Below are 13,564 nucleotides of genomic sequence, written 5' to 3'. Positions count from 1 at the left end.
CCAATTCCGCCGGTTTCGTGCGCCATACGAACCGGTCCCCGAGCGAAAAGGGGGACGGCCCATGCCATCCAGGGAGGATGGGTCAAGGCCGATTTCGAATGACCCATATAGGAAAATGGGCGTGGTTTGTGAAGGGGGTCAGGCAAACAAGCCGCGTTCCGCCCGGATCGCCGCGACCAGCCGGTCGAGTTCGGCACTGCTGTTGAACAGGGCTGGGGTCACGCGCAGAACAGGCCCGGATGCCAGCCCGGCTTTGGCGACCACCAGCAACCTGTATTTGTCGAGGAACAGCTTGGCCGCCTGCTTGGCGCCGTCCGGCCCCTTCATGCCGGGCAGACGGAAGCCGGTGACCGCGCCAAAGCGGCCTGGCTCCTGCGGTAGCAATATCTCCAGCCCCGGAACGTCGCGCACCCGGTCGACCCAATAGTCGCGCAGCCGGACGAGATGGCGATATTTCGCCTCCAGTCCGATCGCATCCTGCACGTCGATCGCGCGGGGAATGCTCAGGCGCGCTGCAAAATCGACCGTGCCGGTCGGGATGCGGGCGCGAATATCCTCCGGTCCATGGATGCGGTTGCCAAGCCAGGGGGCAATATCCTGCAGGCGCGCCTTTCGAATATAGATGCCGCCGGTGCCGAGCGGCGCGGCGAGCCATTTGTGCAGCGAGAAACCGATGAAGTCGGCGCCGATGTCGTCCACGGTGAAGGGCAGGTGGCCGACCGCCTGGGCACTGTCCAGGATCACGTCGACGCCCCGCGTCTTGGCCATGGCGACGATCGCCTTGACCGGCGGCACCAGCCCGTTGCGGTTGGACAAATGGGTGAGCAGCAGCAGCTTCGCGCGCGGCGTGTCCTTCAATATCCTGTCATAGGCTGCCAGGATATTCGCTTCGGTGTGCGGCTCGGGCAGGCTGAAGCGGACGATCCGGGCGCCGCGGCTTTGCTCCAGATAGTCGCAGGCATATTGCATCTCGTCATAATCGACATCGGCATAGATCACTGCATCGCCGGCCTTGAGCAGGGCATAATTGGCGATCAGCGCATAAAGCGCCTCGGTGCCGCCACCCGACAGCGCAATCTCCTCGGTCTGCGCGCCGAGCAGTTTGGCCACCGCCGCGCGCGATCGGTCCAGTTCGGCGTCGCGCGGATGGCCGGGCGCGGCATTGCGCAGGAACAGCGAATTGTTGCGGTTCACCCATTGCGAATAGGCGCGATAGCTCGCCGCCACCGGCCGGGTCATCGCGCCATAATAGGCTGCGTCGAAGGTCGCGAAATTCCGTTTGACATCATAGAGCGGCAGCAACGCACGCTGGGCACCCTCGAAATCGACCATGTCGCCCGAGAAGCGGAAGGGCGCCTCGTCGGGCCAGTCATCCGACGGCCCGGCCGTGGCCGCAGCCGCGCCGTCCGCCGCCAGGCCGACACCGAAAGTGACACCCAGCGCGCCGCCCGCCCGTCCGATAAAGCCCCGTCGCGTAACCATCTTGCCCCCGAAGAATGTCGTGATTTTATACCATAACGTAATCGCGCGCGAAATCCGCCAGCGTCGTCTGCGTCAGGAGCCGGATGGCGTGACGGGTGTCACCTTCGGTGTCACGATCGGTGGCGCGGCAGGCGGGGTCGGGGCAATCTTGACCGTCTCGAACCGCTCCTTGCGCCGCACCCCATCCAGCGAGGGCGCGATGACTGCGGCTGGTGGCGGCGCTGGCGTGACAGTCGGTACGCGCTGGCGCATGCATTCGGCTTTGGTCGGGCGGGGGAACTGGCTGCAATTCCAGAGCGCGCGCTGCAGTCCGTTGCCGACATAATGGATATAGGCGAAGCTCATCGCCTCAAGCTGGGCGTCGTTGAGCGGCAGGCCGGTGGGGACGGCGCCGCCGCGCCAGCCCATGATCCGGCATTCGGGCCGGCCGGCACAGAAGGTCTCGGCCAGCGCGGGCCAGCTCTCCGGCGGGCTGCTGCGATTCAGCTCGACCAGGAAACTGCGCCCGCCCGGTGCGATCGCGATCAGCCGGACGCCGCCGATCGTCTTGCCCAGCGAGTCCGATCCGATGACGCGTTCCGGCCTGGCGGCCAGCGCGGCGGCGGCTTCGGTCGCCAGCACCGGCGGCATGCCCGGAAGGCCGCTGCCCGGCAGGCCCTGATGCGCGGCGGACAGGCGGGCGATGCGGGCGATCAGCGGCTCGCTGCCCGCTTCGCCCAGGCGGAAGGCGGGCGGCGTGCCCCACCAGCCGCGCCAGCGGAAGAACAGGTGTGTGCCGACCGCGGTGATCTTGTCCAGGCTGCCGCTCCAATAGGGCACGACCCAGTCGGTGTGATAGTGGGTGGCATAGCCGACGGCCTTGAACACCTTGCCGGCGAGAGCCCCGTGCGCAATCTCCCTTGCCCGTTCCCACGCGGTGACGGATGGTGCGCGCGCCAGCGCACCGTCGCACGAGAAGGTGAATTGGCAACCTGTGGTGCGTTCCTGCCCCTGGAATACGACACCGCAGACCGTCTTGGGGAAGGCGGGGTGCCGCACCCGATTAAGCACGACCTGCGCCACCGCCTGCTCGCCAATGGCATCGTCGCCTGCCTCATAAAGCTGGGCCGCTGCCAGGCAGTCGGTGGCACGGGCCAGGTCGGTCTCCGACCCGCGGAACAGGAACGGCCGGGCCGACGGATTGGGATCGCGCGAGAAAGGGATTTTGGCGTTGAGGTCACGGGCCTGATCGGGGCCGAGCGCAAAGACTTCGACCGGCTCGACGGCTGGCGGGGGAATAGCCGGACGCCGCATCCGCGCGGCGGCAAGGGTGGTCAGTCTGTCACGTTGAATGGCCGCGTCGCCAGCGCGTGGCCGGCTTTCCCAGCCGGCCACCGCCATGGGCAGACCGACGAACAGCAGCAGCCATATCAGCCACATCGCGCGATGTGGCTGAACGGGGGAAGTGCCGTCGATCATGCCCTATGCTCTGATCCGCTTATTCGGGCAGGAAGTCGGGCACCGAAAGATAGCGTTCGCCGGTGTCATAATTGAAGCCCAGAACGCGGCTGCCGGCAGGCAGTTCCTTCAGCTTCTGCGCGATCGCGGCGAGGGTGGCGCCCGACGAGATGCCGACGAGCATGCCTTCTTCGCTCGCGGCACGGCGGGCATAATCCTTGGCATCGGCCGGATCGACCTGGATCACGCCGTCGAGTATCTGGGTGTGCAGGTTTGCCGGGATGAAGCCGGCGCCGATGCCCTGGATCGGGTGCGGGCCGGGCTGGCCGCCGCTGATGACCGGCGACAGGGTGGGTTCGACCGCATAGACTTTCAGGTTCGGCCACTGCTTTTTCAGCACTTCGGCGGTGCCGGTGATATGGCCGCCGGTTCCCACGCCGCTGATCAGCACGTCGATCGGCGCGTCAGCGAAATCGGCGATGATTTCCTGTGCCGTGGTGCGAACATGCACGTCGACATTGGCGGGATTTTCGAACTGCTGCGGCATCCAGCTGTCGGGGGTCTGCGATACCAGTTCCAGCGCCCGTTCGATCGCGCCCTTCATGCCCTTCTCGCGCGGGGTCAGGTCGAAACTGGCGCCATAGGCCAGCATCAGCCGGCGGCGCTCGATCGACATGCTTTCGGGCATGACCAGGATCAGCTTGTAGCCCTTCACCGCCGCGACCATGGCCAGGCCCACGCCGGTATTGCCCGATGTCGGCTCGATGATCGTGCCGCCCGGCTTCAGGTCGCCCGATGCTTCGGCCGCCTCGATCATGGCTAGCGCGATGCGGTCCTTGATCGATCCGCCGGGGTTCGACCGTTCCGACTTGATCCACACTTCAGCGTCCCCGAACAGCCGGTTGACCCGGACATGGGGGGTATTGCCGATGGTTTCGAGAATAGTGGCAGCTTTCATATCGCCTTCTCCTGGCTGGGGTCCGCCTCCCTTAAGTCGGGTGGGTCGAAAGTGCGTGCAAGGCGCAGTTCGGGAAAGAGCCGCGCCCAGAATATCGTGATGAGAATGGCGCCGACGCCACCCCCGATGATCGCAGCGATAGGCCCAACCAACGCGGCAAGGAAGCCCGATTCCGCTTCACCCAGTTCGTTGGAGGCGGAAATGGTCAGTTGCGACAGGCTGGAGACCCGGCCGCGCATCGCATCGGGCGTGTGAATCTGCACCAGCGACTGGCGCACGAACACGGACACCATGTCGGCGCCGCCCAGCACGATCAGCGCGGCGATGCCGGCCTCCACCGCGATGTCGCGCGGCAGGAAGGCGGTGCAGCCAAAGGCGATCGTGGCCAGGCCGAACAGGATGACCGCGGCCAGCATCTTGAGGCCGACCTGCGTCTTCATCGGCCGGAAGGAGAACCAGAGCGCGGTCAGCGCTGCGCCGATCCCCGGCGCGATCGCCAGATGGCCATAGCCGGTCGACCCGACATGCAGGATATCGCGGGCATAGACGGGCAGCAGCGCGGTCGCGCCGGCCAGAAGCACCGCGAACAGGTCCAGCGTGATGGTCGCCAGCACCAGCCGGTTGCCCTTGAGATAAGTGACGCCGTCGATCATCTGGCGGATCGGATGGCGGCCCCGCTGGCGCGGCGGCTGGGGCACCGGGCCGATCATCATCATCGAGATCAGGCCGACCCCGAACAGCGTCGCCGACAGCGCATAGGCGGCCCAGGGCTCGATCGCATAGGCATAGCCGCCCACCGCCTTGCCGAGGATATCGCCCGTCTGCCAGGCGACCGACGACAGTGCGATCGCGGTCGGCAGCACTGCGGGCGGCACCAGATTGGGCGCCAATGCCCCATAGGCCGGGCCGTTGAAGGCGCGGGCGATGCCGACGATGACCGCAATGCCGAAGATCAGCGGCAGGCTGACCCAGCCCTCGTAGGTGGCAAAGGCCAGCACGGCTGCGGCGAGCATCAGCAGCGCGAGCGTCAGCCGGGTGATGATCCGCCGGTCGAAATGATCGGCCACCCATCCGGTCACCGGCGTCAGGAAGAAGAGCGGCAGGAACTGCGCCAGGCCGATGAGGCCCAACTGCGCCGATGCCTCGCCCGTGCTCATCGTCTCCCGCGCGACATTATAGGCCTGCCAGGCCAGCAGGATCATCATGCTGTATTGCGCCAGCGTGGCGCAGAAACGGCCGACCAGATAGGCGCGAAAATTGCCGAAATGGAGCGGATGGGGCGCGGCTGCAGAGGAAGACATGGCTGCGCTCTAGCCTTATCCCGTGGCGGATAGCAACGGGCCGGACATAATCGACCGGCCCCTTTCCATCCTTATTTGAACAGGCTGCCCAATATGCCGCGCACCAATTGGCCGGCGATGCCGCCGTTCGAGGACTTGCGGCTCGATCCACCGAACACGGCGCGCCCCAGTTCATTGGCGACCTGACGTCCGACCGAGGACGCCGCTGAACGGGTCGCCGACTGGACGGCCTTGTCCAGGCTGCTGGGCTTGGCGGCCTCGCGCGCGGCGGCAGCGTCGCGTCGGGCCTGTTCCTTCAATTCCTGTTCGCGCTGCTTGGCTTCGACTTTGGCCTGGGCAGCGGCAGCCCTGTCGGCTTCCGCCTTGGCCTTGGCGGCCTGGGCAGAGGCAGCGGCCGCCTCGCCGCGCGCGGCCAGAATTTCTTCGGCGGATTCGCGGTCGACCGCGGTGTCATATTTGCCCTCGCAGGGCGAAATCGACTGGATGATCGCGCGCTCTTTGGCATCGACCGGGCCAAGCCGCGATCGGGGCGGGGCGATCAATGTGCGCTGGACTACACCGGGTGCACCATCCTCCTGCAACAGCGACACCAACGCTTCGCCGGTCTTGAGTTCGGTGATCGCGGTCTCGATGTCGAGATCGGGGTTGATGCGGAAGGTATCCGCCGCTGCCTTGATCGCCTTCTGGTCGCGGGGGGTGAAGGCGCGTAGCGCATGCTGTACCCGGTTGCCGAGCTGGCCGGCGATGGCTTCAGGGATATCGATCGGATTCTGCGTCACGAAATAGACGCCGACGCCCTTGGAGCGGATCAGGCGCACGACCTGCTCGATCTTGTCCTGCAATGCGGCCGGCGCGTCGTCGAACAGCAGATGGGCTTCGTCGAAGAAGAAGACCAGCACCGGCTTTTCCGGGTCGCCGACCTCGGGTAGAGTCTCGAACAATTCGCTCAGTAGCCAGAGCAGGAAGGTGGCATAGAGCTTGGGGCTCTGCATCAGCTTGTCGGCGGCGAGGATATTCACATAGCCACGCCCCTTGTCGTTGACCTTCAGGAAGTCGTGGATGTCGAGCGCGGGTTCGCCGAAGAAATGGTCCCCGCCCTGGGTTTCGAGCTGGAGCAATTGGCGCTGGATCGCGCCGACGCTGGCCTTGGTCACATTGCCGAAGCGGGCCGAGAGCATGTCGGCATGCTCCGCGCAATAGGCGAGCATGGCCTGGAGGTCGCCCAGGTCGAGCAGCAGCAGCCCTTCCTCGTCGGCATATTTGAAGGCGATGTTGAGCACGCCTTCCTGCGTGTCGTTGAGGCCCATCAGCCGGGCCAGCAGCAACGGTCCCATCTCGCTGACCGTGGTGCGGATCGCGTGACCCTGTTCGCCATAGAGATCCCAGAAGATCGCGGGATTGTCGGCATAGCTGTAATCAGTGATGCCGATTTCCTTGGCGCGCGATACCAGCTTGTCGGCATTTTTGGCCGTCGGCGATCCGGCCATGGCAATGCCCGACAGGTCACCCTTCACATCGGCCACGAACACGGGGACGCCGAGCGCCGAGAAGCTTTCGGCGATGCCCTGCAATGTCACAGTCTTGCCGGTGCCGGTCGCGCCGGCGATCAGACCATGGCGATTGGCCCGGCGCAGGTTCAGATACTGGGGGATGCCGCCGTCCTTTTCGGGCGCGCCCAGACCAAGGAAGATGCCGTCGCTCATGGGCTTATGCTCCTCAAAAACGGGTCGGGCCGCGCCCGCCGGACTGTCCGCTCCTTCTTAGAAGGGAGGCAGGCAATCCGGCAAGCGCGGCCCGTAACGATTGTCGCTTTCGCTGCTTTTATCGAAGTTAGACGAACTTACTTCGTTGAACTTCGATATAGCCCGCGCGGCGTTTGAGCGTTTCAAGCTGCTGATGCGTAAGCATCATAGCAGCTTGTCATCATTTGTCGCGCAGGCGGATGGGCAGGAACAAGGGCGCCTGGCCGCGACGCAGCACCTGCAGCAGGATGGCGTTGCGGCCCTGGGCCGACACGGCCTTCACCTGTGCGTCCAGGTCCGCCTGGGTCAGGACCGGGCGGTTGTTGGCCGACAGGATCACGTCGCCGCGACGCAGGCCCTTGGCGCCGGCATCGGTCGACCCGTCGACGGCGGTGATGACGATGCCGCGGGTGTCGCCGGCAACACCCAACTGGCGGGTGATGCTGGGGGTCAGCGGGATGGCGGAGATGCCCAGCGACTTCTGGGCCGCCTGGGTGTCGCTGCCTTGCTCGCCCTGCTGGCTGAAATCATCATCCTGCGGCTGAGCGAAATTGTTGAGTTCGTCTTCGCTCGGGCGTTCGCCCACGATCGCATTCAGGGTCATGCGCTGGCCGTTGCGCAGCAGCACAATCGGCACGCTCGCCCCGATCTTGCTGTTGGCGACGATCGACGACAGATTCTGGTCCGGGGTCACTTCCTGACCGGCGACGCTGACGATCACGTCGCCCGCCTTGATACCGGCCTTCTCCGCGCCCTTGCCGGGTTCGACGCCCTGCACGAACTCGCCGCGATTCTTGGCCAGGCCGAGCGAATCCGCCATGTCCTCGCCCAGCGGGCTGATCTGCACGCCCAGATAGCCGCGCTTGATGCTCTGGCCCTGCCGCAGCGTTTCGACGATCGGCGCTGCCTGTTCGGATGGGATGGCGAAGCCGATGCCGACATTGCCGCCCGAGGGCGACAGGATCTGGCTGTTGATGCCGATCACATTGCCGCGCATGTCGAACATCGGGCCACCGCTATTGCCCTGGTTGATCGATGCGTCGGTCTGGATGAACTTGTCATAGGTGCCGCCGGTGCCGCGATGCACGGCGGAAATAATGCCTGCGGTCACGGTGCCCGACAGGGCGAAGGGGTTGCCGATCGCAACGACCCAGTCACCCACGCGCGCCTTGGTGCTGTCACCGAACTTGACGAAGGGCATGGGCTTCTTCGCGTCGATCTTCAGCACGGCCAAGTCGGTCGCCGGGTCGCGGCCGATCAGCTTGGCGGGATATTCTTCCTTGTTGGTCAGCGTGACGGTGATGCTGTCGACGCTCGCGCCTTCGGCACCGGCCGACACGACGTGATTGTTGGTGACGATATAGCCATCGGCCGAGATCAGGAAGCCCGAGCCGAGCGATTGGGCCTGGCGGGTTTGCGGCTTGGCGCCGCCACCCTGGCCGAACAGGTCGCCAAAGGGCGTGCCGGCAAAGGGATTCTGCACGGTGACGCGCTGCTTGGTCGAGATATTGACTACGGCCGGCTGCAGCTTTTCGACCATGTCGGCCAGGCTCGCCGGCGCGCCGGCGGGGGCTGCGGCCTGCAAGCCCTCATTTTGCGCGGTCTGTGCGCCGACATTGGAACTGGTCGTGACGGCGATGGCGGTGCCGCCGAGCAGCAGGGCGCCGGTGATGGCATAAGCGTAACGCACTCGTGACGGTCCTCTTCAGAAATTCGGGAGCGGGAAGGGCGGGACTCTCGGGGAGTCTTTCGATGCGCCGCCCTGCCTTAACCGATATTGAATGACACTGGTTCCGTAATGATCCCGAAGCCTGCCGATTAGCGGCCCTGGAACTGCTTCAGGAACTCATTGTCCTTCGACAATACCATCGTCGTGCCGCCCGGACGATCCGGGGCAAAGGTGTAGCGATAGGCCTGCATGGCACGATAGAAATCGTAGAAATTTGCGTCCTTGCCAAAGCTTTCGGCATAGATGCGGGCGGCATTGGCGTCGGCTTCTGCGCGGATGATCTGCGCCTGCTTCAGGCCCTGGGCACGGATCGTCAACGCTTCCTGCTTGCGCGCCGTACTCATGCGGGTGAACGCGCTTTCGAGCGGCGTGCCGTCGGGCAGGTCGGCGCGCTTGATCCGCACGTCGACGATCTCGGCGCCATATTGGCGGGCGACCCGGTCAAGCCCGGCCTCGATATTCTGCATCACCTGGCCACGTTCGGGGCTGAGCAGGGCCGCGAAGGGCCGCTTGCCCAATTCGTTGCGCAGCGCCGAACCCAGGATCGGGCGCAGCGCATCCGACACCTTCTCCTCGCTGCCGGCCGAAATATACATGCGCAGCGGATCAACGATGCGATAGCGGGCAAAGGCGTCGACCTGCAGGCGCAACTGGTCGGTCGACAGCACCTGCTGGCGCTCCATCTCGACCGAGAGCACGCGCTTGTCGATCCAGACGATCTGGTCGAAGAAAGGCACACGCAGGATGACGCCGGCGCCGGTCTTGCCGAAATCCTCGTTCGGGCGATACCGATTGATGATCTGCTTGGGCTCGCCGAAGCGGACGATCACGCCCTGCCGGGTTTCCGGCACGATGGTGACGACGCTGCCGACCAGGATCAGCAGGATGATCGCCGCGATGGCGAGGGCGATGGGGTTGCGCAGGCTCACTGGCCGTCCTCCGTCGCGTTGGCACCCGACTGGGGCGTTGCCGCCTGCGCCCGGCGCTTGAGTTCGGGCAGGGGCAGGTAGGGGGTGACGTTGCCGCTTTCGACGATCGTCTTGTCGACGGTGGACAGGACACCCTCCATGGTTTCGTAATACATGCGCCGGCGGGTCACGTCGGGCGCCAGCCGATATTGTTCATAGACCTTGTCGAAGGCGGCTGCCTCGCCCTGCGCCTTGGCCGTCACCTGCTGGGCTGCGGCGCGCGCCTCGTTGAGGTAGGTCTGGGCAGTCTGCTGCGCGGCAGACACTTCCTTGAAGGCGTCGTTGACTGCGGCCGGCGGATCGGCCTGCTTGATTGCGACGCCCTGGACGCGAATGCCGGAGCGATAGCCGTCAAGAATTTCCTGCATCCGCTGTTCGACCTGCTGCTCGATCTCACTGCGGCCGGCGCCCAGCGCATCGTCCAGGCTGACGCTGGCGACGACCGAACGCATGGCGCTCTCGGCGACTTCGCGGATCGACGCGTCCGGGTCGGCCAACTGGAACAGGTAGAGTTCGGGATTACGGATGTTCCAGCGCACCGAATAAGCGAGGTCCACGATATTCTGGTCGCCGGTCAGCACCAAATTCTCGCTCTCCGCGCTGGCCGAGCCGATATCAATCGTGCGAATTTCCTCGACATCGACCGTGCGAACCGCCTCGAACGGGGCGGGCAGGGTCAGGCTGATGCCGGGCGACAGGGTGCGGCTATATTTGCCGAGCAGCGTCACGACGCCGCGTTCCTGGGGACCGACCCTATGGAAACTGGTCAGCACCAGCCACAATATCACAAGGATGCCGACGGCGATCGGCCACAACGCCTTGCCGCTGGCACGCGGCGGCAGGCCGCCAAAGCCGCCGCCCTGGCCGAAGCTCTCGCGGCTCTTGCGCAGCAGTTCCTCGATCGCGGAGGGGGATTTGCTGCCGCCCGGCTTGCCGGGCTGGGTCCAGGGATTGCGGGGGCCACCATCGCTGCCCCCGCTCTTGCCTGGTCCGTCATTGCCCTCAGGCCCGTCACCTTTGCCGCCCCAGGGGCCCTGGGCCATGGCGCTCACGATGCCGGGCATCCACCCGAATAGTCTGCTCATGTCATCTCTATAGGAACGGCTGCACGCGAAAAACAGTGCCCTTAACGACGATTATTGCCTAGAGGGCCAAGTCATGACCGATATCGATGATTTTGCCGCCCGCCTGAAGACGCTGACCGATGGTCGTGCCAGCACGCCGCGCGTCAAGGATGGGGTGTTGAGCCTGGCACTTAACGTGGGCGGTCTGGCGCCCGAACGGCGCGATGCCGTGGCTGCCGCGATCCGCGAGGGCGGCCTGATGCTGCCGGGCGTCACCGACGTGCGTATCGCCATGACGGCCGAGCGCCGCGCGCCGCGTATCATCGCCGTGGCGTCGGGCAAGGGCGGGGTGGGCAAGTCGACCCTGTCGGCCAATCTTGCCATCGCTTTGTCGCGGCTGGGTCACAAGGTCGGTCTGGTCGATGCCGACATCTATGGTCCGTCGCAGGCGCGGCTGCTCGCCAGCGAGGACCAGAAGCCGCAGGCGCGCGAAAAACGCCTCTTCCCGGTCGAAAGCCCGCTCGGCATTCCGATGCTGTCGATGGCGCATCTGGTCGATCCGGGCAAGGCGCTGGCCTGGCGCGGGCCGATGGTCGGCAATGCGCTGGGGCAGTTGATCGACGCCGACTGGGGCGACACCGACCTGCTGGTCATCGACCTGCCGCCGGGCACGGGCGACATCCAGCTGACCATGCTCCAGAAGCACAAGCCGGCGGGCGCGGTGATCGTTTCGACGCCGCAGGATCTGGCGCTGATGGATGCGACCCGCGCGATCAGCCTGTTCGAACAGGCGCAGGTGCCGATGATCGGGCTGGTCGAGAATATGGCCGGCTATGCCTGCCCGCATTGTGGCGAAGTGTCCGACCCGTTCGGTTGCGGTGGCGCGGAAGCGGCGGCCGGCGAGCTTGGCCTGTCCTTCATCGGCCGCATCCCGCTGGCAATCGACATTCGCAAGCGCTCCGACGCGGGTGATCCGCCGGCGGCCGGCGAAGGGCCGCATGCCGATGCCTTCCGCGCCGTCGCCGAAAAGGTCGCGGCCTGGCTGGCGAAGGCCGCCTGATCAGAGGCTGAGGTGCAGGAACTGGTTGAAGGCGCTCGCGCGATATTCGCCGAACGCCTCGCCATTCACGAAACCATTCCGGCGATAGAGCGTCAGCGCCGGATCGAAGGCCGCGCCGCTGCCGGTTTCCAGGCTGAGCCGGGTCATGCCCCGTTGCCGTGCCTGCCCGATGATATGGCGCAGCAGGGCTGCCGCCACGCCTCGGCGCAGATGATCGGGATGGGTGCGCATCGACTTGAGTTCGCCCTGACCCCCGACCAGATCGCGCAGCGCGGCGACGCCGGCGATCTGGTCGCCATCCCAGGCGGTCCAGACGCAAATGCCCGGCTGCTGCAATCCCGACAGGTCGAGCGCGAAGACGCTTTCTGATGGTGATTCCGCCTGCATGCCGGCCAGATGGATGGCCAATAGCGCGCGTGTCGGCGCGCCGCTCAGATCGTCTTCGCGAATATCGAACATCGGCAGGGTCTAGCCGTGGCGCGTACGGTGCGCCACGGCCAAGTCCGGCTTATTTGACGTTGATCTCCAGCGACGGGTCGACCATCGACCGGCGCGGCGCTGGCCGGGCGGCCGGCAATGGCGCGGCGCGGGGCGCGGGCGAGTAGCTGGCGGGGATCGGTGCCGGCTGGCCCAGCATGGGCGCAGGACGACGCGGCGGCGCCAGCGCGATTTCATTCTGGGTGAAGGCCTGCAGTTCGCGGCCGGCCGGGATGATCGCGGTCTTGCCGGTGATGAAGCCTGCGAACACGCCGGCCGCGATCACGCCGCCGATGGTCGCGGCGGTATTGCCCTCGCCCTCCTGACGGAAGCTGCCCTTGATCGGGATGCGGCGCCCGGCGACTTCGATATAGCGCAGTTCGATATTCATCTTGCCCGACTTGCCGAACGCGCCCTTGCCGGTCAGCCAGGTCACTTCGCCCACGGCGCGGGCATTCATCGGGATGACGACATAGCCATCGACCATCACCGGATCGGCGACCGACAGGTCGAACATCGACCCTTCCTTGGCGGTTTTGCTGGACAATTCGCTGTTCATGCGCAGCATGACGGCGGTGTTGGCGGGCAGGACCATGGCCGGACTGGCCTCGGGCGCCTGCATGACGGGCAGCGGCGCATCGGCTTGTGCCAGCAGCGGCTGGGCAGTCGTAGCCATAATGGCAAGCGCGGCAATGACGACAGACTTCATCTCAGACCCCCTGGATACGGCCCGTCCCCACCGGCCGGCGCGAATCGCGCATTGCCGGACCTAGCCGGATGCTGCTTAGGAATTGGTTAGGACCGGGGCGGGCCAAGCCCCTTGTTCGCGCCTTCGCCCTGCCCATATCGGGGAACGGAACAGGAGGACCGCCATGCCGCTCACCGCCGCGCAGGATATTGCCGATCTGCTCAACGAAACCCGGACCATCGCACTGGTCGGCATTTCCGATCGCCCCGACCGGCCGAGCTACAGCGTGATGAAGACGCTGCAGGATCATGGCTATCGGGTGCTGCCGGCCAATCCGCAGATCGCCGGCGAACATGTCCATGGCGAATTCGTCTGGGATCGGCTGTCCGACATCGGCGTGCGGATCGACATGGTCGACATCTTCCGGCGTAGCGAGGCTGCGGGCGAGGTGGTGGATCAGGCGATCGCCGCCGGCGCCAAGTCGGTCTGGATGCAGTTGGGGGTGATTGATGCCGATGCCGCGGCCCGTGCCGAAGCGGCGGGGCTTAAGGTCGTGATGGACTATTGTCCCGCGATTGAGATCCGACGGCTTGGCCTTGCGCCGATCGCGGCGGATTAGCCCTAGGCAGCACGGCACCGCGCCTCTATCAGCAAGGCC

General features: G+C 65.7%; 12 protein-coding genes. 2 read left to right on the top strand and 10 right to left on the bottom strand.

Annotated elements, in window-relative coordinates; all coding sequences use genetic code 11:
- Positions 1–138: 138 nt before the first annotated feature.
- The 8 genes from GGQ90_RS01010 to hflK form a co-directional block, all read right to left on the bottom strand.
- Positions 139–1,482, bottom strand: a complete 1,344-nt coding sequence (locus GGQ90_RS01010) for an aminotransferase class V-fold PLP-dependent enzyme (protein ID WP_188080403.1) — start codon at positions 1,480–1,482, stop codon at positions 139–141.
- A gap of 72 nt (positions 1,483–1,554) precedes the next feature.
- The gene (locus tag GGQ90_RS01005; protein WP_188080402.1) at positions 1,555–2,940 is read right to left on the bottom strand and encodes a cell wall hydrolase; all 1,386 of its coding nucleotides are present in this window, start codon (positions 2,938–2,940) and stop codon (positions 1,555–1,557) included.
- Positions 2,941–2,959: 19 nt separating this feature from the next.
- Positions 2,960–3,877, bottom strand: coding sequence for a cysteine synthase A (gene cysK / locus GGQ90_RS01000; protein WP_188080401.1), 918 nt, complete (start codon positions 3,875–3,877; stop codon positions 2,960–2,962).
- Entirely contained in the window at positions 3,874–5,178 is a 1,305-nt protein-coding gene (locus tag GGQ90_RS00995; protein WP_188080400.1) for an MFS transporter, read from the bottom strand. The genes cysK and GGQ90_RS00995 overlap by 4 nt, the downstream gene beginning before the upstream one ends.
- Before the next feature lie 71 nt (positions 5,179–5,249).
- Entirely contained in the window at positions 5,250–6,881 is a 1,632-nt protein-coding gene (locus tag GGQ90_RS00990; protein ID WP_188080399.1) for a helicase HerA-like domain-containing protein, read from the bottom strand.
- Between the two features lie 220 nt (positions 6,882–7,101).
- Entirely contained in the window at positions 7,102–8,610 is a 1,509-nt protein-coding gene (locus GGQ90_RS00985; RefSeq protein ID WP_188080398.1) for a Do family serine endopeptidase, read from the bottom strand.
- A 128-nt stretch (positions 8,611–8,738) separates the two neighbouring features.
- A complete protein-coding gene (hflC, locus tag GGQ90_RS00980) occupies positions 8,739–9,578 on the bottom strand; it encodes an SPFH domain-containing protein (protein ID WP_188080397.1) in 840 nt (279 codons plus the stop codon).
- Positions 9,575–10,702: an FtsH protease activity modulator HflK gene (gene hflK, locus GGQ90_RS00975; RefSeq protein WP_188080396.1), complete on the bottom strand. Its 1,128-nt coding sequence runs from the start codon at positions 10,700–10,702 to the stop codon at positions 9,575–9,577. Before hflK ends, hflC begins: the two co-directional genes overlap by 4 nt.
- 73 nt (positions 10,703–10,775) lie before the next feature.
- On the opposite strand from hflK, the gene GGQ90_RS00970 reads away from it, so the two are divergent.
- Entirely contained in the window at positions 10,776–11,741 is a 966-nt protein-coding gene (locus GGQ90_RS00970) for an Mrp/NBP35 family ATP-binding protein (protein WP_188080395.1), read from the top strand.
- On the opposite strand, the gene GGQ90_RS00965 is transcribed toward GGQ90_RS00970, so the two are convergent.
- Together GGQ90_RS00965 and GGQ90_RS00960 are read right to left on the bottom strand one after the other, a co-directional pair.
- On the bottom strand, positions 11,742–12,200 hold the full coding sequence (locus GGQ90_RS00965) for a GNAT family N-acetyltransferase (RefSeq protein WP_188080394.1): 459 nt from the start codon (positions 12,198–12,200) through the stop codon (positions 11,742–11,744).
- A 49-nt stretch (positions 12,201–12,249) separates the two neighbouring features.
- On the bottom strand, positions 12,250–12,894 hold the full coding sequence (locus GGQ90_RS00960) for a hypothetical protein (RefSeq protein WP_246428079.1): 645 nt from the start codon (positions 12,892–12,894) through the stop codon (positions 12,250–12,252).
- Positions 12,895–13,090: 196 nt separating this feature from the next.
- Here GGQ90_RS00960 and GGQ90_RS00955 point away from each other — a divergent pair, with 196 nt between their 5' ends.
- On the top strand, positions 13,091–13,525 hold the full coding sequence (locus GGQ90_RS00955; RefSeq protein WP_188080392.1) for a CoA-binding protein: 435 nt from the start codon (positions 13,091–13,093) through the stop codon (positions 13,523–13,525).
- Positions 13,526–13,564 lie beyond the last annotated feature (39 nt).

It is taken from the genome of Sphingobium scionense, assembly GCF_014197035.1.
Classification (GTDB): domain Bacteria; phylum Pseudomonadota; class Alphaproteobacteria; order Sphingomonadales; family Sphingomonadaceae; genus Sphingobium; species Sphingobium scionense.
The sequence above is the reverse complement of the archived record's forward strand: the minus strand, read 5'-3'. Positions and strand labels throughout refer to the sequence as shown.